The 21,104-nt window shown below is 60.8% G+C and carries 12 protein-coding genes and 7 pseudogenes; 4 read left to right on the forward strand and 15 right to left on the reverse strand.

Annotated elements, in window-relative coordinates; all coding sequences use genetic code 11:
• Position 1 precedes the first annotated feature (1 nt).
• From LJU32_10600 to LJU32_10610, 3 genes and pseudogenes are all read right to left on the reverse strand, one after another.
• Positions 2-1,717 carry a proline--tRNA ligase gene (locus tag LJU32_10600; GenBank protein ID WKV90548.1) on the reverse strand — a complete coding sequence of 572 codons (1,716 nt, stop codon included), beginning with the start codon at positions 1,715-1,717 and terminating at the stop codon, positions 2-4.
• A gap of 129 nt (positions 1,718-1,846) precedes the next feature.
• Positions 1,847-3,405 (reverse strand): annotated as a pseudogene (locus tag LJU32_10605) (AmpG family muropeptide MFS transporter).
• A 43-nt stretch (positions 3,406-3,448) separates the two neighbouring features.
• The gene (locus LJU32_10610) at positions 3,449-3,802 is read right to left on the reverse strand and encodes an MGMT family protein (protein ID WKV90549.1); all 354 of its coding nucleotides are present in this window, start codon (positions 3,800-3,802) and stop codon (positions 3,449-3,451) included.
• Between the two features lie 165 nt (positions 3,803-3,967).
• Here LJU32_10610 and LJU32_10615 point away from each other — a divergent pair, with 165 nt between their 5' ends.
• Positions 3,968-4,975: a DUF481 domain-containing protein gene (locus tag LJU32_10615; GenBank protein ID WKV90550.1), complete on the forward strand. Its 1,008-nt coding sequence runs from the start codon at positions 3,968-3,970 to the stop codon at positions 4,973-4,975.
• 116 nt (positions 4,976-5,091) lie between these two features.
• Here the strand turns inward: LJU32_10615 and LJU32_10620 are convergent, their stop codons facing one another.
• The gene (locus LJU32_10620; GenBank protein WKV90551.1) at positions 5,092-5,301 is read right to left on the reverse strand and encodes a cold-shock protein; all 210 of its coding nucleotides are present in this window, start codon (positions 5,299-5,301) and stop codon (positions 5,092-5,094) included.
• A gap of 355 nt (positions 5,302-5,656) precedes the next feature.
• Here LJU32_10620 and dcd point away from each other — a divergent pair, with 355 nt between their 5' ends.
• A complete protein-coding gene (dcd, locus tag LJU32_10625) occupies positions 5,657-6,223 on the forward strand; it encodes a dCTP deaminase (GenBank protein ID WKV90552.1) in 567 nt (188 codons plus the stop codon).
• Positions 6,224-6,330: 107 nt separating this feature from the next.
• Positions 6,331-6,540 (forward strand): hypothetical protein, encoded by a 210-nt coding sequence (locus LJU32_10630; protein ID WKV90553.1) that lies wholly within the window; start codon positions 6,331-6,333, stop codon positions 6,538-6,540.
• 44 nt (positions 6,541-6,584) lie between these two features.
• On the opposite strand, the pseudogene pdeM reads toward LJU32_10630, so the two are convergent.
• The 10 genes and pseudogenes from pdeM to LJU32_10680 form a co-directional block, all read right to left on the reverse strand.
• A pseudogene (gene pdeM, locus LJU32_10635) lies at positions 6,585-7,243 on the reverse strand (ligase-associated DNA damage response endonuclease PdeM).
• Positions 7,234-9,712, reverse strand: a pseudogene (locus LJU32_10640) (ligase-associated DNA damage response DEXH box helicase). The pseudogenes pdeM and LJU32_10640 overlap by 10 nt, the downstream one beginning before the upstream one ends.
• A 199-nt stretch (positions 9,713-9,911) precedes the next feature.
• Positions 9,912-10,675, reverse strand: a pseudogene (locus LJU32_10645) (ATP-binding cassette domain-containing protein).
• Between the two features lie 12 nt (positions 10,676-10,687).
• A pseudogene (locus tag LJU32_10650) lies at positions 10,688-11,805 on the reverse strand (M14 family metallopeptidase).
• A gap of 27 nt (positions 11,806-11,832) precedes the next feature.
• Entirely contained in the window at positions 11,833-12,543 is a 711-nt protein-coding gene (locus LJU32_10655) for an ABC transporter permease (protein ID WKV90554.1), read from the reverse strand.
• The gene (locus tag LJU32_10660; GenBank protein WKV90555.1) at positions 12,540-13,268 is read right to left on the reverse strand and encodes an ABC transporter permease; all 729 of its coding nucleotides are present in this window, start codon (positions 13,266-13,268) and stop codon (positions 12,540-12,542) included. The genes LJU32_10655 and LJU32_10660 overlap by 4 nt, the downstream gene beginning before the upstream one ends.
• A gap of 56 nt (positions 13,269-13,324) precedes the next feature.
• A complete protein-coding gene (locus LJU32_10665; protein WKV90556.1) occupies positions 13,325-14,107 on the reverse strand; it encodes a transporter substrate-binding domain-containing protein in 783 nt (260 codons plus the stop codon).
• A gap of 367 nt (positions 14,108-14,474) precedes the next feature.
• A complete protein-coding gene (locus LJU32_10670; protein WKV90557.1) occupies positions 14,475-16,163 on the reverse strand; it encodes an ATP-dependent DNA ligase in 1,689 nt (562 codons plus the stop codon).
• Positions 16,160-17,192, reverse strand: a pseudogene (locus LJU32_10675) (ligase-associated DNA damage response exonuclease). The gene LJU32_10670 and the pseudogene LJU32_10675 overlap by 4 nt, the downstream one beginning before the upstream one ends.
• 271 nt (positions 17,193-17,463) lie before the next feature.
• Positions 17,464-19,939: pseudogene (locus LJU32_10680) on the reverse strand (penicillin acylase family protein).
• A gap of 201 nt (positions 19,940-20,140) precedes the next feature.
• Here LJU32_10680 and LJU32_10685 point away from each other — a divergent pair.
• Positions 20,141-20,698: a cysteine hydrolase gene (locus LJU32_10685; protein WKV90558.1), complete on the forward strand. Its 558-nt coding sequence runs from the start codon at positions 20,141-20,143 to the stop codon at positions 20,696-20,698.
• 201 nt (positions 20,699-20,899) lie between these two features.
• On the opposite strand, the gene LJU32_10690 is transcribed toward LJU32_10685, so the two are convergent.
• The gene (locus LJU32_10690; protein ID WKV90559.1) at positions 20,900-21,103 is read right to left on the reverse strand and encodes an SEC-C domain-containing protein; all 204 of its coding nucleotides are present in this window, start codon (positions 21,101-21,103) and stop codon (positions 20,900-20,902) included.
• Between the last annotated feature and the right edge of the window lies 1 nt (position 21,104).

Below are 21,104 nucleotides of genomic sequence, written 5' to 3' on the forward strand. Positions count from 1 at the left end.
TTCAGCGGCGGATACGGGCCTGAAGGAAGGACACAACATCGGCCACCGGCAGCGCTTGCGCCTCTGCTTCGGAACGACTCTTGTATTCCAGGTTGCCTTCGGCGAGGCCGCGGTCGCTGACCACGATCCGGTGTGGAATGCCGATCAGCTCCATGTCCGCGAACTTGATGCCCGGGCTGGTTTTCTTGTCGCGATCGTCCAGCAGCACTTCGAAGCCGGCCGCCGTCAATTCGGCATACAGCTTGTCGGTGGCTTCGCGCACCTGCTCGGTTTCATAGCGCAGCGGTACCAGCGCGATCTGGAATGGCGCCAGGGTGTCGCTCCAGATGATGCCGTTGGCGTCGTTGTTCTGCTCGATGGCAGCAGCCACCACGCGCGATACGCCAATGCCGTAGCAACCCATTTCCAGAGTCACCGGCTTGCCGTTCTCGCCCAGCACTTCGCACTTCATCGCCTTGCTGTACTTGTTGCCCAGCTGGAAGATGTGGCCGACTTCGATGCCGCGCTTGATTTCCAGTGTGCCTTTGCCGTCCGGGCTTGGGTCGCCGGCGACGACGTTGCGCAGGTCGGCAACGGTCGGAACCGGCAGATCACGCTCCCAGTTCACGCCGAAGTAGTGCTTGTCATCGATGTTCGCGCCGATGCCGAAGTCGCTCATCATCGCCACCGAGCGGTCGATGATGATCGGCAGTGGCAGGTTCAGCGGGCCGAGCGAGCCGGCGCCGGCGCCAATCGCGTCACGCAGTTCGGCATCGGACGCCATGACCAGCGGGCTGGCCACGCCAGGCTGGTTGGCAGCCTTGATTTCGTTCAGTTCGTGGTCGCCACGAATCACCAGCGCGATCAGCTTGCCTTCTTCTTCGGCGTGGACGATCAGGGTCTTGATGGTCTTTTCAATCGGCAGATTGAATTTTTCCACCAGCGCTGCGATGGTCTTGGTGTCCGGCGTGTCGACCAGACGCAGTTCTTCGGTTGGCGCAGGGCGTGAGGTTTCCCGTGGCACCGCTTCGGCTTTTTCGATGTTAGCCGCGTAGTCGGAACCGTTGCTGAAGACGATATCGTCTTCGCCGGACTCGGCCAGCACGTGGAATTCGTGGGAGCCGGCACCACCGATCGAACCGTTGTCAGCTTCCACCGGGCGGAATTTCAGGCCCAGACGCGTGAAGATGTTGCAGTAGGCTTCATGCATGCGGTCATAAGTGATCTGCAGCGACGCCTGATCAGCATGGAAGGAGTAGGAGTCCTTCATGATGAATTCGCGGCCGCGCATCAAACCGAAGCGCGGGCGGATTTCGTCGCGGAATTTGGTCTGGATCTGGTACAGGTTGATTGGCAGCTGTTTGTAGCTGCTCAACTCGTTGCGCATCAGATCGGTGATCACTTCTTCGTGGGTCGGGCCCGCGCAGAAATCACGACCGTGGCGGTCTTTGATGCGCAGCAGCTCAGGGCCGTATTCGTCCCAGCGCCCCGATTCCTGCCACAGCTCGGCCGGTTGGGTGCTCGGCATCAACACTTCCAGAGAACCGGCAGCGTTCATCTCTTCGCGAACGATGGCTTCGACCTTGCGCATGACTCGCAGGCCCATCGGCAGCCAGGTGTAGAGGCCCGAGGCAAGCTTGCGGATCATGCCGGCGCGCAGCATCAGCTGGTGGCTGATCACGACCGCGTCGGAAGGCGTTTCTTTCTGTGTGGCGAGCAAAAATTGACTGGTGCGCATGGTTGGCCGTTGTCGGTTGCTATGACTGGAAATGACGGAGCAGTGTACCGGCGAGTTTTGCTGACGTACAGAAGTGTGGCCGGCGGAAGGCGCCAGCGGCGGGATTCTTCCCGCCATTGGCGAAGCGTCCTACGATTCTTCGGTGACCGGCGTCGGTGCAGGCTCGGGCGTCGGTGTTTGTCCTTCGCGGCGGCGTTCCTGGAACCAGTGCAGCGCGATCAGTAGCAGCGTCGGCACGCCGAGCAGCGCGGTGATGAGGAAGAAGCTGTGATAGCCGAACTTCTCGACCAGCACGCCGGAATAGCCGCCCATCAAGCGCGGCAGCAACAGCATGATCGAGCTGAGCAGGGCATATTGCGTCGCCGAGAATTTCAGGTTGGTCAGGCTCGACAGGTAGGCGACGAACGCCGAGGTCGCCAGGCCCGAACTGAAGTTATCGAGGAAATGGTCACCACCAGCATTTGCAGGTTCGGGCCCATGTCCGCGAGCATGACGAACAGCAGGTTGGTCGCCGCCGAAGCCACGCCACCGATAAACAGGATCGGCAGAATACCGAAACGCACGATCAACAGCCCGCCCATGCCGGCGCCGACGAGGGTCATGATCAGGCCGAAGATCTTGCTGACACTGGCGATCTGATCCTTGGTGAAACCCTGGTCGATGTAGAACACGTTGGCCATCACGCCCATGACTGTGTCCGACATCCGATAGGTGGCGATCAGGCCCAGCAGCAACAGCGCCTGCCAGCGATAGCGCAGGATGAAGTCATTGACTGGCGTCAGCACCGGTGCCAGTCCGCGCCGGCCCATGGCCGACAGACACATCCCGGTGAGCAGGGTATAGAGAATGGCGCGCAGGAAAGCACGGTCTTCGAGCAGCAGATCGAGCGGGCTCATGTCACCGAACAGCACGCCGGCAAAATCGGTGTTGTACAACTGGGTAAACATCGCCGGTACCGACACCAGCAATATGATCAGCACGAACACCGACATCAATTGATGCATGAACGTGTAGCGGCCGGCCTGCAACTGCGTGCGCAGTGGCACGGGCGGCTCACGCATGAACAGCGTGGTCAGCAATGCGGGGACCATCAATGCGCCGAACAGCACATAGGTACCGGTCCATGCTGCGTGCTTATAGTTGAACCCGGTGGAGCCGAAACCTTCGGCAAAGAACAGCGCGCCGGCGGTGGCGAGCAGGGCGGCGACGCGGTAACCGGACATATAACTGGCGGCGAGGGCAGCCTGGCGGCTGTCATCGGCGATTTCCAGGCGATAGGCATCGACCGCGATATCTTGCGTAGCAGAGGCAAAAGCGACGACGACGGCAATGGCGATCAGCCAGGACAAATGCTTCTGCGGATCACAGAAACCCATGCCGATCAGGCCGAGAATCACCAGTGCCTGGGAGAGCACCAGCCAGGAACGGCGGCGGCCGAGCTTGCCCAGCAAGGGCAGGCGCCATTGGTCGAGCAGGGGCGACCAGACCCATTTGAACGCATACGCCAGGCCGATCAGGCTGGCATAGCCGATGGTTTCACGGGCCACGCCCGCTTCACGCAGCCATACGGAGAGCGTCGAGAACACCAGCATGTACGGCAGGCCGGCGGCAAAACCGAGCAACAACAGCACGAGCGTCGAAGGACTGGCATAGGCGGCGAGCGCGGCGCGCCAGGTTTTACGGGGCATGGGCTGAAGTCTGCCTCAAAATTGCGAAAACAAAGCGCGCACTCTAACCGCTGTGCTCTACCGGACGCCAGCCATGGCGCCGAATATCCACACGATTGTTCTGGACGGTGATGCCTTCCATGCGCAATCGCGCACGTTGTTCATCACCGGAGGGGCTGCCGACCGGCAGACTGATGCGTCCGCCGGCGCCGAGTACGCGGTGCCAGGGCAGCTTGGTGTCGCCGGGCAACTGACTCAAAGTCCGTCCGACCCAGCGCGCGGCGCGGCCCAGTCCGGCGAGTTCGGCCAACTGTCCATAACTGACAACTTTGCCTTCGGGCACTAGAGCGAGCGTCGAGTAGAGTGCCGTGCGTCGGATTTGCGCATCGTTTTCGACGCTGTCGAGCGGGTCTTTCACGTACGCGGCTCCTGAGCATTGGCGTGACGATGGCGACAAGGGTAAACGCTCGCGGTCCAGTTGAGAAATGAACTCAATTGAAATAGTCCGGTCAGTCCTTGTCATGGGCAAAATCCTACGGATAATGCCGACCTTTTTCGCCAACTCTGAGCCCCCGATCTGCTTATGTTTCCCAGAACCCTGTTGTGCCTTGCTGTTTTCAGCGCGTCCACGCCCCTGCTTGCCGACACCGTCTGGTTGAAAAACGGCGACAAGCTGAGCGGCACCATCACGGTATTCGACGGCGGCAAGCTGTTGATCCAGACCAAATACGCCGGTGCGGTGGCGATTGACTGGAAAGAGGTCAAGACCCTCGACAGCGATCAGCATCTGTTGGTGAAACAGGATGCCTATGCCGGCGAAGTGTCGAAGTCACTGACGGCGGCCGACGATGGCAAGGTCACCCTGGCCAACGGCGAGGCGCCAAAGACGGTCGAGCTGGCGAGCATTCAGCAGATTCTCAAGCCCAAGCCGATCGTCACCGACCTGGTGTGGAAGGGCAATGTCGATCTGGCCCTGGATTACCAGCGCGCCGAAAAGGACACCGACGATTACGACGTTGCGTTCAAGACGTCGGCGCGGCATGGTCGCTGGCGGCATACCGCCGAGGGCGAATACAACCGCGAAGTGCAGGATGCGGAAACCACCACCAACAACTGGCGCGCCGAATATTCCCTCGACCGCTTCCTCACCGATCAGTGGTTCTGGCAGGGCCGTCTGAACTACAAGCGTGATCACATTGAAGAGCTGGCGCGCCAGCGTGTCGTTGGTACCGGTCCGGGTTACCAGTTCTGGGACGACGAGCTTGGCGCGTTCTCGCTGGGTTCGTTGCTCAACCGCACCGACTACGAATATCGCGATGGCAGCAAGGACAACTTCTATTCCGTCGCGATGAAGTGGGACTACAACCGCTACCTGATCGGCAAGAAGGTCGAATTCTTCACCAATGGCGAAGTCGGCAAGCCGCTTTCGGGGGTTGCTGATTACGCGCTGGATGCCGAGCTGGGCCTGCGCTACAAGGTCACCGACTGGGCATCGCTCAACCTCAAGGCCGAGCGCGACATCATCAGCGGCACCAACGATGCGGATTTGAACAAGACCCGTTATACCGCAGGGTTTGGCGTGGCTTGGTAAAGGCACAAACAAAAAATCGCAGACTTTCGGGCTGCGATTTTTTTGCCTGAAAAAACAGGCGCCCACAAAAAAGCCCCGCTTTTAAGGGCGGGGCTCTTTTCTAAAGAAGCTACAAGTTAGATAACTTGTACTTCTTCAGCTTGCATGCCTTTCTGACCGCGGGTAGCGATGAAAGAAACCTGTTGGCCTTCTTTCAGGCTTTTGAAGCCGTCGGATTGGATAGCTTTGAAGTGAACGAACAGGTCGTCACCGGATTGTGGAGTGATGAAGCCGAAGCCTTTTTCATCGTTGAACCACTTAACGGTACCGGTTTGGCGATTAGACATGGTGTAACTCCTTGAACAAAGATAACTGCGACTCAGGAAGAACCCTGGCCGAGACTGAGTGCAAAGAGCAGGAAAAATTCTTGTAGATGGTTGGATCGAAATTCAACATATCGTGTAGAGATTCTCAGTGACACAAGCAACACAGTGACGCCACCTTAACCCTTTTTCCGGAACGTGCCAATGTTTCTTGCAAAGGATTCTGTGTTTTAGGGATCGGCGGTGCGACGGTTCGTCGCCACATCGCGTAAATACGGGGTGTTCGCCGAGAATTGCGTTGCGCACTTTGAACGAGACGACGCGCCCGGTAAGATGCCGGACAGAATTTTTCCACCTCGCTATTCAGGACAAACCCGCCATGAGCATCAAATCGGACAAGTGGATTCGCCGCATGGCGCAGGAACACGGCATGATCGAACCGTTCGTCGAGCGCCAGATGCGCGGCAGCGACGACAGCCGGGTGATTTCCTACGGCGTGTCGAGTTACGGCTACGACGTGCGTTGCACCAACCACTTCAAGGTGTTCACCAACATCAACTCGGCCATCGTCGACCCGAAGAACTTCGACGCCGGCAGCTTCGTCGACATCCACAGCGACGTTTGCATCATTCCGCCGAACTCCTTCGCCCTGGCCAGCACCGTCGAGTACTTCCGCATTCCGCGCAACGTGCTGACCATCTGCCTGGGTAAAAGCACCTACGCGCGCTGCGGCATCATCGTCAACGTCACTCCGCTCGAGCCTGAGTGGGAAGGCCACGTGACGCTGGAGTTCTCCAACACCACCAACCTGCCGGCGAAAATCTACGCCAACGAAGGTGTGGCACAGATGCTCTTCCTCGAATCCGATGAAGAATGTGAAGTTTCCTACAAGGATCGTGGCGGCAAATATCAGGGCCAGCGTGGCGTAACCTTGCCGCGTACCTGATCGACCATCCGACGGATGTCGGGAATTCTTTGGCGGGCAGACACTCTATGGGGTGTACTGCCCGTTTTTGTTACACACAGAATCGGGCCTTCACTGAGGAGTGCCCTATGAAGATCGACCCGCGAATCAGCGCTGAACTGGCAAGGCTTGAGCCCAATCAGATAGGCGTTCTGGCCTGGTCGTTACTGGCGAATCCGTCTTTGAGCCTGTCCGGCGGAGTACCCGGCCAGCCCGATCCCGATACTCCCAACGAACAACCGACCGAACCAGGCGAGCCTACGCTGCCGGACGAACCGCCTCCGGCGCCTGTCGCCTGATCCATTGACATGAATATGGCCCGTCAGTCTGATCGATTTGCGATCTAGCTGACGGGCCATATTTCGTTGTCGCCGATCACGAAGACCTTGCAGCTGTCGTCGCGCTCGACCTCATAGCCGCCGGTAAACGCACCGAAGGCCGGCATCAGGCTGATGCGCTCCCCAACCTGAAGCAGGCCAGGCGCAAGCTCTGCCGACCTCTGCCGTGCAATCGATAAACCGGATGCACGTGGCCCGCGAGCACGTGCCGCTCGGGATGCGCATCGGGCTCATGCTGCAGGGCGAATGGCCCGAGCAATAGCGGCTCGGGCACCACGCGGATATTCAACGAGGCCGGTGGGTCACCTGCGCGTTTATCGTGGTTGCCGCGAATCAGCGTCATCGGCAGATCCGCGTGCCGTGCTCGCCACTCTGCCAGCGCATTGAGTGTGGTTGGGACATGTGAGCCAGGCCCATGCAGGAAATCGCCGAGGAAGATCAACTGGCGACACGGCAACCGCGCCAGCAACGCGTCAATCGCCTCGATGTTGCTCGCGGTCGTGCCATGTGGCACTGGCTGGCCGAGGCTGCGATAGGCCGCCGCTTTGCCGAAATGCACGTCGGCTATCAACAGCGCCTCCTGCGCTGGCCAGTACAGCGCTTTCTCCGGCAGCAGCCACAACTCCTCACCGGCCAAACGTACCGGGTACGCGCTCACGACGATTTACCGTTGTCAGCGGTTTTTTCCAGGTCACCGACCATTCTTCTGATCCTGTCAGCCAGTTTTTCCGAACTCATGCTTTCGCGCATCCGCTCCACCAGCAGCGGAAAGCCTAGTGGTGTAGGACGTTTAACCTGATGCACGTCCAGTTTCATTTGATTGATGCGCTCCAATGTCTGTTCCAGACGACGAATATCCAGTTCTTCGCGAAGGACCTCTTCCCCGGCCTGGGCCAGCAGCAGGTTGTCGGCGTCGTATTGTTTGAATACCTGGAAAAACAAGCCACTCGACGCCTGCACCTGGCGGGTACTCTTCGGTGCGCCCGGATACCCGGCGAACACCAGCCCGGCGATGCGCGCAATTTCGCGGAAGCGGCGCAACGCCAGTTCACCGGCATTGAGGCTGGCCAGCACATCCAGCAACAGGTCATCGGCGTTGAACAGGTGCGCGTCGAGATGCGCGGCCCAATCCACCGGCGTGGCGCTGAGCAGCTCCAGGCCGTAGTCATTCACGGCAATCGAGAAGGTCACCGGTTGGCGCTGACTGACGCGCCATGCCAGTAAGCTCGCCAGTCCCAGATGCACCTGACGCCCGGCGAACGGATAAAGGAAAAGATGCCAGCCTTCGCGGGATTTCAGCACTTCGGCGAGCAGATTCTCGCTGGTGGGCAAGCCGGACCAGCGTATCTGCGTCTCCAGCAGCGGCCGCAAAGCGTGCATTTCCGGACCGTTGAATTGCCCCTGAGCAGCGGCGCTGAAGCGCGCCACCACCGCTTCGGCCAATTCGTTGGATAACGGCATGCGCCCGCCATTCCAGCGCGGCACGGCGGCTTTTTTGCGGTGCTGCGTTTGACGTAGGCGGTCATGTTTTCCACCCGCACCAGCTCGAGCAAGCGGCCGGCGAAAAGGAAACCGTCGCCAGGTTTCAGTCGCGCGATAAAGCCTTCCTCAACGCTGCCCAGCTGTTTGCCACCGCCACCCTTGCTCCAGAATTTCAGATTGATGCTCGCGTCGCTGACAATGGTGCCGATGCTCATGCGATGGCGCCGCGCCAGACGCGCATCCGGCACACGCCAGACGCCGTGTTCGTCCGGTTCGACCCGGCGGTAATCCGGATAAGCTGTAAGAGACATCCCGCCATGGCGTACGAACGCCAGCGCCCAGGCCCAGTCCGCCGCTGTCAGGTCACGATAAGCCCAGGCACCGCGGACTTCTTCGTACAAGTCTTCAGGAATAAAGCCACCGCCGAGGGCCATGCTGACCAAATGCTGGACCAGTACATCCAGCGGCTTGTGCGGCGACAGGCGCGGCTCGATGCGCCGTTGCTCGACGGCGTCGCGTGCGGCGACCGCCTCGATCAGTTCCAGGCTGTGGGTCGGCACCAGCGTTACCCGCGAGGTGCGCCCCGGCGCGTGGCCGGAACGCCCGGCACGTTGCATCAAGCGCGCGACGCCTTTCGCCGAGCCGATCTGCAGCACGCGCTCGACCGGCAAGAAATCCACGCCCAAGTCCAGGCTCGAGGTACACACCACCGCTTTCAATTGGCCATTCTTCAACGCCTGCTCTACCCAGTCGCGGGTATCGCGTGACAGTGAGCTGTGGTGCAACGCAATCAGCCCGGCCCAGTCCGGCCGCGCTTCCAGCAGTGCCTGATACCAGATTTCCGATTGCGCACGAGTGTTGGTAAACACCAGGCTGCTGGCGCAGTCATCGAGTTCGGCCACCACTTGCGGCAGCATCTTCAGACCGATGTGGCCGGCCCAGGAAAACGCTCGATGGCCGGTGGCAGCAGGGTGTCGACCTTCAGCGTTTTTTCGCTTTGCCCCTGAACGCTGACGCCGCCGCCCTGTGGGATCAGCACTTGCTCTGCGTGGGATTGATTACCGAGGGTGGCGGACACGCCCCAAACGATCAGTTCCGGCTGCCAATGACGCAGCCGGGCGAGGGCCAGTTGCAGTTGCACGCCGCGTTTGTTGCCGAGCAACTCGTGCCATTCATCGACGACGATCATGCGCAGGCTCGACAGCGCCGTGCGCGCATCGGCGCGGGCCAGTAGCAGGGTCAGGCTTTCCGGGGTGGTGATCAGCGTTGTCGGCAAGCGCCGACCCTGACGGGCGCGTTCGCTACTGCTGGTGTCGCCGGTGCGCAGGCCGATGGTCCATGGAATCTGCAAATCATCGACCGGGCTTTGCAGTGCGCGGGCAGTGTCGGCGGCGAGGGCGCGCATCGGCGTAATCCACAGCACTGTCAGCGGTTCGGCCGGCGGTTTGCGTTTGCGCGGTGTAGCCACGGGCGGATGCAGGCGGGCGAAGCGGTTGAGAGCAGCAAACCACACCGCGTAGGTTTTGCCGGCGCCGGTGCTGGCGTGGAGCAATCCGGATTCGCCGCTTTTCACCGCCGCCCACACCTGTTTCTGAAAGGCAAACGGCTTCCAGTCGCGAGCGCTGAACCAGGTTTTTGCAAAGTCGGGGATTTCGCCATGCCGGCTGCGTGCGCTCTGGAGGTGTTGTTTCAGAGACAGCGAAGCGGGGGACAAGTTTAACTTTGTCGGTCGGTGGATTCCCCTGTGGGAGCGAGCCTGCTCGCGAATGCGATGTCACATTCAACATTGATGTTGACTGATAAACCGCTTTCGCGAGCAGGCTCGCTCCCACACAGGGTTGGGTGCCAACTTATTTAAGATTGCCGCTCAGGAACTGCTTCAGCCGTTCGCTTTTCGGGTTGCCCAGCACTTCTTCCGGCGCGCCTTCTTCCTCCACCAGACCCTGATGCAGAAACAGCACCTGATTCGACACCTTGCGCGCAAAACTCATTTCGTGAGTGACCATGATCATCGTCCGGCCTTCTTCGGCCAGACCCTGAATCACTTTCAGCACTTCGCCAACGAGTTCCGGATCGAGCGCCGAAGTCGGTTCGTCGAACAGCATCACCTCCGGCTCCATCGCCAGTGCCCGGGCGATCGCCACGCGCTGTTGCTGGCCGCCGGAGAGAAACGCCGGATATTGATCGGCAACCCGCGCCGGCAAACCGACCTTGTCCAGATAACGCCGGGCGCGATCGTCGGCCTCCTGTTTGCTGCAGCCCAGCACCCGGCGCGGGGCCATGGTGATGTTTTCCAGCACGGTCATGTGGCTCCACAGGTTGAAATGCTGGAACACCATCGCCAGCCGCGTGCGCAGGCGTTGCAGTTCATCGGCGTCGGCGACGTGCATGCCGTGGCGGTCGGTGACCATGCGGATCGATTGGCCATCAAGGCTCATGGCGCCATCATTGGGCTGTTCGAGAAAATTGATGCAGCGCAAAAGGTGCTTTTGCCCGAGCCACTGGCACCGATCAGGCTGATCACGTCGCCGGTCTTGGCCTTGAGCGAAACGCCTTTGAGCACCTGATGATCGCCATAGCTTTTATGCAGGCCTTCAACGGTCAGTTTGTACATGGACGAGCATCCTCAAGGCGAAAGTAGGTAGCCGCTGCGATAGGCTTCGGCGCCCGCGACGTGGGCGATGACCATGCCGGCAGTGGCCATGCGCCGCAGCGAGCGCGCATACAGCAGGCCGGCGGCGGTGCAATGAATGGGGTGACCTTGTCGTGGACCGGGTCGATGATCTCGGCGATTTGTTGCCCGGCCTGCAGGTATTGGCCGGGCGTGGCGCAGTACACCAACAGGCCGCCGACGGGCGTGGTCACCGGTTCGACACCGGCCAGCGGCGTGGCCGGGTAGGGCTGCGGCGGTTGCGGCTTGGTCTCGCCGACGATGGCATCGAACTGGATCAGATAGTCGATCAGCGCCTGACAATCGCGACTGGCCAGCGGGTGATTGACATCGCCCTGGCCGCGCAGCTCGACGGTCACCGAGAAACTGCCCAGCGGAATCTCGAAGTGCTCGCCGAAGCGCTCGCGCAATTGCCACCAGAGCAGGGTGAAGCATTCGTCGAACGACTGCCCGCCGGAATCGGTAGCGAGCAGGCTGGCCTGGGCTTCGATATAGCGCGCCAGCGGCTCGACCTGCGGCCACGCCTCGGGCGTGGTGTACAGGTGCACCACGGATTCGAAGTCGCAGTGCAAGTCGAGCACCATGTCGGCATCGCAGGCCAGGCGTTGCAGGGTCAGGCGCTGGGATTGCAGTTGGGTGGTCGGCGTCTGACGGTCGAGGGCGTTGCGCAGGTTGGCGCGGATCAGTTCGAGGTTGTGCTGCGCATCGTCGTTAAGTTGGCCTTCGATGGCGTTGCCGATTTCTTCGCTGAGGTCGACGAACCAGCGATTGAAGTTCTGCCCACTCTCCAGGTCGTAACGGCCCAGCGGCACGTCCATCAGCACTTGTTCGAGGCCGACCGGGTTGGCCACCGGCACCAGTACGATTTCGCTGCGCAGGCGGCCGGCGGCTTCCAGCTCGGCCAGACGCTGTTTCAGGTGCCAGGCGACCAGCATGCCCGGCAGTTCGTCAGCGTGCAGCGACGCCTGAATGTAAACCTTGCCCTTGGCCTGTTGTGGGCCGAAGTGGAAGCTGTGAATTTGCCGTGCGGTCCCCGGCAGCGGGGCCAGCAAGTCATGGATCTGGTGGCGCATTGTTATCTCTTTATTTTCAAACCGGTGCTAGTGAGTCGGCCCGAGGAAGGCCAGCCAGCGGCGTTCGGCGAGGCGGAACAGGCCGACCAGCGCAAACGTAATGGTCAGGTAGATCAGCGCGGCGATGCCGAATGACTGGAAGGTCAGGAAGGTTGCCGAGTTGGCATCCCGCGCGACTTTCAGGATATCGGGAATGGTCGCGGTGAACGCCACGGTGGTCGAGTGCAGCATCAGGATCACTTCGTTGCTGTAGTAAGGCAACGAGCGGCGCAGTGCCGACGGCATGATCACGTAGGCGTACAACTTCCAGCCGGTCAGGCCATAAGCCTTGGCCGCTTCGACTTCGCCGTGGTTCATGCTTCGAATCGCCCCGGCGAAAATCTCCGTGGTGTACGCGCAGGTGTTGAGGGCAAAGGCGAGGATCGTGCAGTTCATCGCGTCGCGAAAGAAACTGTCGAGGATCGGCTGTTCGCGCACGGCGGCGAGGCTGTAGATGCCGGTGTAGCAGATCAGCAACTGGATATACAGCGGCGTGCCACGGAACAGGTAGGTGTAGAACTGCACCGGCCAGCGAATGTAGAAGTGCGGCGAAACCCGCGCGATCGACAGCGGAATCGAGACGATGAAGCCGATGCAGATCGAGGCGGTCAGCAGCCACATCGTCATCGCCAGCCCGGTGATGTTCTGGCCGTCGGTATAAAGGAAGGCTTTCCAGTATTCCTGGAGGAGTTCGATCATCGTACGGCCTCCCGGGCACCGGCGGCGTAGCGGCGTTCGAGCCAACGCAGGATGAAGTTCGAAGCACTGGTGATCAGCAAATAGATCAAGGCGGCAAGGACCAGAAAGTAGAACAGTTGATAGGTGCTTTTACCGGCGTCCTGCGCTGCCTTGACCAGATCAGCCAGACCGATGATCGACACCAGCGCGGTGGCCTTGAGCATGACCATCCAGTTGTTGCCGATGCCTGGCAAGGCAAAACGCATCATTTGCGGAAACACCACGAAGCGAAAACGCTGGCCACGTTTGAGGCCATACGCGGTGGCGGCTTCGACTTGGCCGCGCGGCACCGCGAGGATGGCGCCACGGAAGGTCTCGGTGAAATACGCGCCATAAATGAAGCCCAGCGTCAGCACGCCGGCGCTGAACGGGTCGATTTCGATGTATTCCCATTCCATATAGTCGGTCAGCGACGTCAACCAGGTTTGCAGGCTGTAGAAGATCAACAGCATCAGCACCAGATCCGGCACGCCACGAATCAGCGTGGTGTAGAGCTGCGCAGGCAGGCGCACCAGTTTGACTTTCGACAGTTTGGCACTGGCGCCGAGCAGGCCGAGCAACACGGCCACCAGCAGCGACATCGCCGATAATTTGATGGTCATCCAGGTGCCTTGCAGCAGCAACGGGCCGAAGCCCTGCAGACTGAAGGAGGCCAGCCCCAGATTTTGCAGAAGGGTTTCAAACATAAATCAGCAACCTGAGCGGATGGAAAAGGCGCCCATCGGGGATGGGCGCCGGGGCATTATTTACCGCTGTACAGATTCAGGTCGCCAAAGTGTTTCTTTTGAATCTCGGCGTATTTGCCGTCGTCGTGTAACGCTTTGATACCTTTATCCAAAAGTGCCTTCAGCTCAGTGTTACCTTTCTTGATACCGACAGCCGTTTTGGCTGGCAGCAATTCGCTGTCGACCGGCTGGCTGATTTCATACTCGGCGCCTTTTGGCGACTTCAGGAAGCCCAATTCGGCTTGCAGCATGTCCTGGATACCGGCGTCGAGACGGCCGGAAGTCAGGTCGGAATACACCTGATCCTGGTTCTGATAGGCCTGGGTTTTCACGCCAGCCTTGTCCAGTACGGCTTTGGCGTAGGCTTCCTGAATGGTGCCTTGCTCATAGCCAACGGTTTTGCCCTTGAGCGAAGCGACATCGGCGGTGATGCCGGAGCCTTTCTTGAACACGTAAGCGGTCGGGCCGGAAAACAGTTCGCTGGAGAAGTCGATGACTTTCTCGCGGGCCGGGGTCACGGTCATCGACGAGATCACACCGTCGAACTTGTTGGCCTTGAGGCCCGGAATCATGCCGTCGAAATCGCTTTCGACCCACTTGCACTTGACATTCAGTTCGGCGCAGATCGCGTTGCCCAGGTCGATATCGAACCCGACCAGGCTGCCGTCGGCCGCTTTCGACTCGAACGGTGCGTACGAAGGGTCAACGCCAAAGCGCAGCTCTTTGTATTCCTTGGCCAGCGCGGAGCCGGCAGAAATGCACAACGCCAGTGCAGAAAGGGTCAGCAATGCTTTTTTCATTATTCAATCCCTAAGAACCAATATGAGCGCTTGTGGCGCAGAATTATTGTTACTGCAACGCTTACGACCTGTAGAAAGTAGCAATTTCCGAACCAGAGTGCCGAACAGGTGTTTTAAAAGGTCGAGTGCAGAGAGGCAAGGGTAGTTGAATGCACGGAAACGGGCATTGCTGTTTGCATGCACTGTTTTGGATCAAACGCGTAGCTCGGAGCAGTTGAAACTGTGGCGAGGGGCTTTATCCCGATCGGCTGCGCAGCAGGCGCAAAAACCTGAGTGCACGATTTCAGGGGAAATTGCTGGGGGCCGCTGCGCCGCCCAGCGGGGATAAATCCCTCGCCACAGGGTTCTGCGATGTGTCGAGAATGAATCAGGCGAGCAAGTCTTGCAGGGTAGCGAGACTGTCCGCTTCTTCGACGGTCTTGTCCTTGCGCCAGCGCAGCATGCGCGGAAAACGCACGGCGATGCCGCTCTTGTGCCGGCGCGACAGGGCGATGCCTTCGAAGCCGAGTTCAAAGACCAGACTCGGCTTCACACTGCTCACCGGGCCGAATTTTTCCACCGTGGTTTTGCGCACGATGCTGTCGACCTGGCGCATCTCTTCATCGGTCAGCCCCGAATACGCCTTGGCGAACGGCACCAGCGAGCGCTGGCTGGATTCCGGCGGGCCGTCCCACACGGCGAAGGTGTAATCGCTGTACAGACTGGCGCGGCGGCCGTGTCCACGCTGGGCATAAATCAACACGGCATCGACGCTGAACGGGTCGACCTTCCACTTCCACCACACGCCCATGTCCTTGGTGCGGCCGACGCCATACAGCGAATCGCGGGCCTTGAGCATCATGCCTTCAACGCCGAGTTTGCGCGACGCTTCGCGCTGGCGGCCGAGGTCGAGCCAGTCTTCGCCGGTCAATACCGGCGAGGGCAGCAGTACCGGGCTGTTGCAGTGCGCGATCACTTCCTCGAGTTGCGCACGGCGCTTGACCTGCGGCTGGTTGCGCCAGTCTTCGCCCTGCCATTCCAGCAGGTCGTAGGCGAGCACCACCACCGGCACTTCTTCGAGAATCTTCTTGTCGAGCGTCTTGCGACCGATGCGTTGTTGCAGCAGGGCGAACGGTTGCACGGCCGGCGGCTCATCGAATTGCGGATCGAAGGCATCTTCGGTGGTTGGATGGGTGCTCTTCCACACGACGATTTCGCCGTCGATCACCGTGCCGTCGGGTAAGCCGTGGACCAGCACATCGAACTCGGGGAAGCGCTCGGTCACCAGTTCCTCGCCGCGCGACCACACCCACAGCTTACCGTCGCGCTTGACCACTTGCGCGCGAATACCGTCCCACTTCCATTCCACCTGCCAGTCGCTGGCCGGGCCGAGCAGAGCTTCGAATTCGTCGACCGGTTGCGACAACGCGTGGGCAAGAAAGAACGGGTAGGGCTGACCGCCGCGCTGGGCGTGTTCGTCGGCGGATTCCGGGGCGATCAGTTTCAGATAGCTGGCGGCGTTGGGCCGGTTCGACAGATCGGTGTAACCGACCAGGCGCTGGGCCACGCGTTTGCTGTCGAGCCCGGCCATCGACGCTAGGGCGCGGGTGACCAGCAGCTTCGACACGCCAACGCGGAAACTGCCGGTGATCAGCTTGATGCACAGCATCAGGCTCGGCCGGTCCAGTTGCGCCCACAACATTGGCAGTTGGCGCGTCAGGTACTCCGGCGTTTCTCCGCGCAGTGGCAGCAGCTTGTCTTCGATCCATTCGGCAAGACCGGCCTCGGAGCTGTGGGAATTTTCCGGCAGCACCAGAGAAATGGTCTCGGCCAGATCGCCGACGGCTTGGTAGCTTTCTTCGAACAGCCATGGCTCCAGTCCCGAAACTGCGACCGCCAGCTCACGGAGGATGCGCACCGGTACCAGTTGCCGAGGTCGCCCGCCGGAAAGGAAGTACACCGCCCATGCGGCATCTTCCGGCGCGGCCTGCGCGAAGTAAGCCTGCATCGCCGCCAGCTTGGCGTTGCTCGACGTGGTGGCGTCGAGTTCGGCATATAACTCGGCGAAGGCTTTCATGGCGATGTCTCGGCAACGGTGGGTTCGGTGGCGATGTTGTCGTCTTCGTCATCGCCGTATTCGGTGGTGAAGCCTTGAGCATCGAGGCCCTGTTCGCGCAGATGGCGCACGAGCACGCCGATCGAGCCGTGGGTGACCATCACCCGTTCCGCGCCGGTCTGGTTGATCGCCCACAGCAGGCCGGGCCAATCGGCGTGATCGGAAAGGACGAAACCGCGATCGACGCCGCGCCGCCGCCGGGTTCCGCGCAGGCGCATCCAGCCGCTGGCAAAGGCATCGCTGAACTCGCCGAAACGACGCATCCAGGTACTGCCGCCTGCTGACGGCGGCGCAATGACCAGCGCCTGACGCATGATCGGGTCGCTTTTTTACGTCGCCCGCATAGATCGTCGGCGGCAGGTACACGCCGGCATCGCGGTAGACGCGGTTCAGCGGTTCGACCGCGCCATGGCTGAGGATCGGCCCGAGGGTTTCGTCGATGCCGTGGAGAATCCGCTGCGCCTTGCCGAAGGAATAGCAGAACAACACGCTGGCCTTACCGGCGGCGATATTGGCCGCCCACCACTGATTGATCTCGGCGAAGATCTGCGCCTGCGGCTGCCAGCGATAGATCGGCAGGCCGAAGGTCGATTCGGTGATGAAGGTGTGGCAGCGCACCGGTTCGAATGGGGTGCAGGTGCCATCCGGCTCGACCTTGTAATCGCCCGATGCGACCCAGACTTCGCCGCCGTATTCCAGGCGCACCTGCGCCGAACCGAGGACATGCCCGGCGGGGTGAAAGCTCAGGGTCACGCCGTGGTGGGTCAGGCGCTGGCCGTAGTCGAGTGTTTGCAACTGGATGTCCTGACCCAGACGCGCGCGCAGAATCCCGGCGCTGGCGCTGCTCGACAGGTAGTGCTGATTACCGGTGCGCGCGTGATCGCCATGGGCATGGGTGATCACCGAACGCTCGACCGGCCGCCACGGATCGATATAGAAATCCCCGGCGGGGCAGTAGAGACCTTCAGGTCGGGCAATAACAAGATCCATGTCGTGACCGGAATGGGGGCTTGTTAACTATGAGGCGGGCGTGAAGCTGGAAGTTCGATCGGCTTTAAAGCGCTACCCTCACCCCAGCCCTCTCCCAGAGGGAGAGGGGCCGACCGAGGTGTCCGGTGAGGTACATCGACCTGGGGGACCGAGTTGAATATGGATCCGGCACAGCCTTGAGCCTGATCCAATATTGGATTCACCGTCTCTCTTTCAGGTCGGCGCAAGACCCAAGCATCCCCCAATCAGTCCCCTCTCCTCCGGGAGAGGGCTAGGGTGAGGGGCTGTTGATCTTTGCTCTATTTCCCGGGGTGAGGGTCAAGCGCGCCTTGCCATACACCCGATCAAAGTTCTGCGGCTGCATCGGCAAGCCGATGTACTGACCTTTCAGCCACGCATCGATCCCGTTCAGGTAATTCGGACTCAGTGGATTGCCCGACTGCCCCGTACCGTTCTGCGCCATCAGTGGCTCGCTCTGGCCGAAGTCGACGATAAAGCGCATCGACGGCGCGCGCGTAGTGACGAAGTCCTGGCCCCAGGCAAACGCCGAGCTGTTCAGCGTGGTGTGATCGCCACCGGCTGCCAGCGGCCCGCGCACAGTCTGACCGTTGCTGTTCTTCCACGCATAGCTGTGCAGTTTGCCCCACTGCCAGGCGCGATGATCGCCGCCCAACTGGCTGTCTCCCGCTGTAATCGCTGCAGCGAGGCTGCGGGCGAGAATCACGGATTTGTCTTCCTTCTGCGGCGTGCGCAGATCATCCCAGAACGGACTGTCCTCACGCCCCAAGAGATGATCGGCCTGCGCCGCGTAGGACAGATCGCCATTGGCGACAAAGGCCTTCCACGCCGGGCTCGACTCAGGACCCAGTTCATCGAGGAAGATCTGCTTCATGCTTTCCTGCAGGAACAGTTCGTAGATCGCCGCATCCGCCGAGGTCGGGCTGAGCTTGCCGTCGAACGCCATCAAACGGGTGAAGGCTTCGCGCGCCTTGCTGCGTTCGGCTTCCGGCAGGGCGTCGATCGCCTGTTTCAGCGGTTGCTTCATGCCCGGCGCTTCGAAGACTTTTTCAGCTTGGCGGCGAAGGTGGTGGTCTGGTCGTACTGCATGGCGATCACGCTGCGGCTGTCGTGCTTGCCGCTGCCAGCCATTTCCGCCAAGCGTTCGCCACGCTCCGGTGCCGCCCAGGATTTCGACAACTGCATGCCGTAGCCGTCGGGGATGACACGCTGGTTGGCGGTGCCGAGCCAGCCTTGTGCCGGGTCCTGATCGTAGGGTGCAGCATCGGGTCGGCATAACCGTCCCAGTCGTAGCGACCGTCCCAGCCCGGCGAGGGCAGCAGGCCTTCGCCTTCGCGACGGTTGGGGAAGCGCCCGGTGACTTGCCAGCCGATATTGCTCGCATCGGCAAAGACCAGATTGAGGGTGATGGCGCGGATTTCGCGGCTGGCGTCCGAGGCGCGCTCGACGTTCTGCGCGCGGGTCAGGTCGAAGAAGGCATCCAGGGTTTTGTCGTCAGTGAAGCTTGGCGTCTGCAAGGCGAGGCCGAAACCGCTGCCCTGCGCCGCTGCCTGGGCACTGTTGAGCAGCGCGCCGTGGCGGGTTTCGTAGACGGCTTCGCGAATCGGCCGCTGGCCTTTGATGAAGTAGGTTTCGTTGCGCACGCCCAGCGGCTGCCATTTGCCGTTGACCTCGTAGGTCAGGCTGCTGCCCTGACGGCGGATTTTCTCGAGGAACAGATCCTGGTTATCGCCGAGCACGCTGGTCATGCTCCACGCCACTTTGCCGTTGAAGCCGCCGAGCACCATCGGCAGACCGGCAACCGTGACGCCGGCGGCCTGATATTTCGGCGCACGTATCTGCACGAAACTCCACAGCGACGGCGCGGCCAGCGGTCCGTGCGCATCGCTGGCCAGCAGGCTCTTGCCGCTGCGGCTGCGTTGCGGGGCAATCGCCCAATTGTTCGCAGTTGGCGTGGCGAGCAGGTTCAGCGCCGACAGTTGCTGGCTGGCGCTGCTCAGTTCCGTCAGCCCCGGAATCTTCCCGTTGAGCTTGAGGCCTTGCAGTTTGTCGGCTTCAGCCACTGGCAGGTTTTCATCAGGCGCCGACGGGCTCAGCCAGGCGAGTTTGTCAGTGGTCACGGTTTGCGCGAGCACCAGCGACTGGATTTCCTCCGGCAGGTTGGCCGACTGGCTGAAATTCAGCAGGGCAAAAATCAACGCCGAATCTTCCGGTTTCCAGTATTCGGGCTTGTAACCGCTGGCGGCGAGGTCACCCGGCAACTTGTCGGCGTAGCGGAACAGGTAGGCGTTGACGCCCCGTGCATACACCTCGAAGAAGCGCTTGAGCCGTGGCGACGAGGCCTTGTACAGCTCTCCGGCGCTCTTCTTCAGATTGACCGCGCGCATGTAACGGTCGGCATCGAGCATCGACGCGCCGGACATTTCCGCCAACCGGCCCTGAGCCAACAGGCGCAGGGTGACCATCTGATTGATGCGGTCGCTGGCGTGGACGTAACCGAGACTGAACAGCGCGTCATGGAAGCTGTTGCTTTCGATCAGCGGCATGCCCATCGCATTGCGCCGCACCGAAACGTTCTGCGCCAGGCCCTTGAGCGGTTGCACGCCGGAGGTCGGTGGCAGGCTGTCCTGGGCGTTCCAGGTCTGGCAACCGGACAGGCCGAGAACACCGGCCACTGCTGCGGCAACGCCGAACCGGGGAAGAAAATGTTTAAGGGCTGGCGAGGCCATGGCGAAGCTCCTGCGGGGGTATAAGGCTGGGGGCGCAATAAAGCCGCTACGTTAGTGAGGGCGCGAGGGCCGCGCAAGCGGGGCGAGTGGTTATTTATGCAGTTGTCGGCTGATCGGTCAGAGGCGTGACAGTTGCTTGTGGGAAAGCGCTGATGTTGAACTACCGAACAAGTCCCGTGCCCTGTCAGGAGAAAGATCGCTATGGAGCTTCAGAGCAACGCTGCGCTGATCATCATCGACCAGCAGAAAGGCATTCTGCATCCGCGTCTGGGGCGGCGGAATAATCCTCAGGCCGAAGAGCGAATGCTTGAGTTATTGGCGCTGTGGCGCCTGCGCGGGCGCCCGGTGATCCACGTGCAGCACTTGTCGCGCTCACCTGATTCGGTGTTCTGGCCCGAGCAGGACGGAGTGGAGTTTCAAGAGCGATTTGTTCCTCGGGACGGGGAATGGCTGGTGCAGAAACAGGTGCCGGATGCGTTTTGTGTCAATGGGCTGGAGGCGCAGTTGCGTGAGGCTGGGATCGGGCAATTGATCATCGTTGGTGTGGCGACCAATAACTCGGTTGAGTCGACGGCGCGCACTGCGGGCAACCTGGGGTTCGACACATGGGTGGCAGAGGATGCGTGTTTTACCTTCGACAAGGCCGATTATTTCGGCACACCGCGTACCGCTGAAGAGGTGCACGGGATGTCGCTGGGCAATCTGCATGGGGAGTATGCGACGGTGGTCAGTGCTGCCCTGATTCTGACAGCCAACTGATAGACCTGTGGGAGCTGGCTTGCCAGCGATTGCGGTGAATCAGGCGACATCAATGCAGGGATGTGCCGCCCTATCGCTGGCAAGCCAGCTCCCACAGGGGCTGCGCAGGTTCACAAAAATGTGTTGAGTGCAGATCAACTGTGGGAGCGAGCCTGCTCGCGAAAGCGGTGTGTCAGGCGAAGAAGACCTTCGCCAGTGACATCAAGCGCCGTGGCACTTCTTGAATTTTTTGCCGTTGCCGCATGGGCAAGGGTCGTTGCGGCCGACGTCTTTCAGGGCGTTGCGCACTGGTTCCTGGTGGGCGTGGCCGCAGTTCGGGCCGTGGACATGGCCATGGTCGTGATCGTGATAGTGGTCATGATCGTGGTTGCAGTCAGGGCCATGGACATGGGGTTGCTGGGTCATC

This window comes from Pseudomonas sp. B21_DOA, from assembly GCA_030544685.1.
GTDB classification, from domain to species: Bacteria; Pseudomonadota; Gammaproteobacteria; order Pseudomonadales; family Pseudomonadaceae; genus Aquipseudomonas; species Aquipseudomonas fluorescens_AO.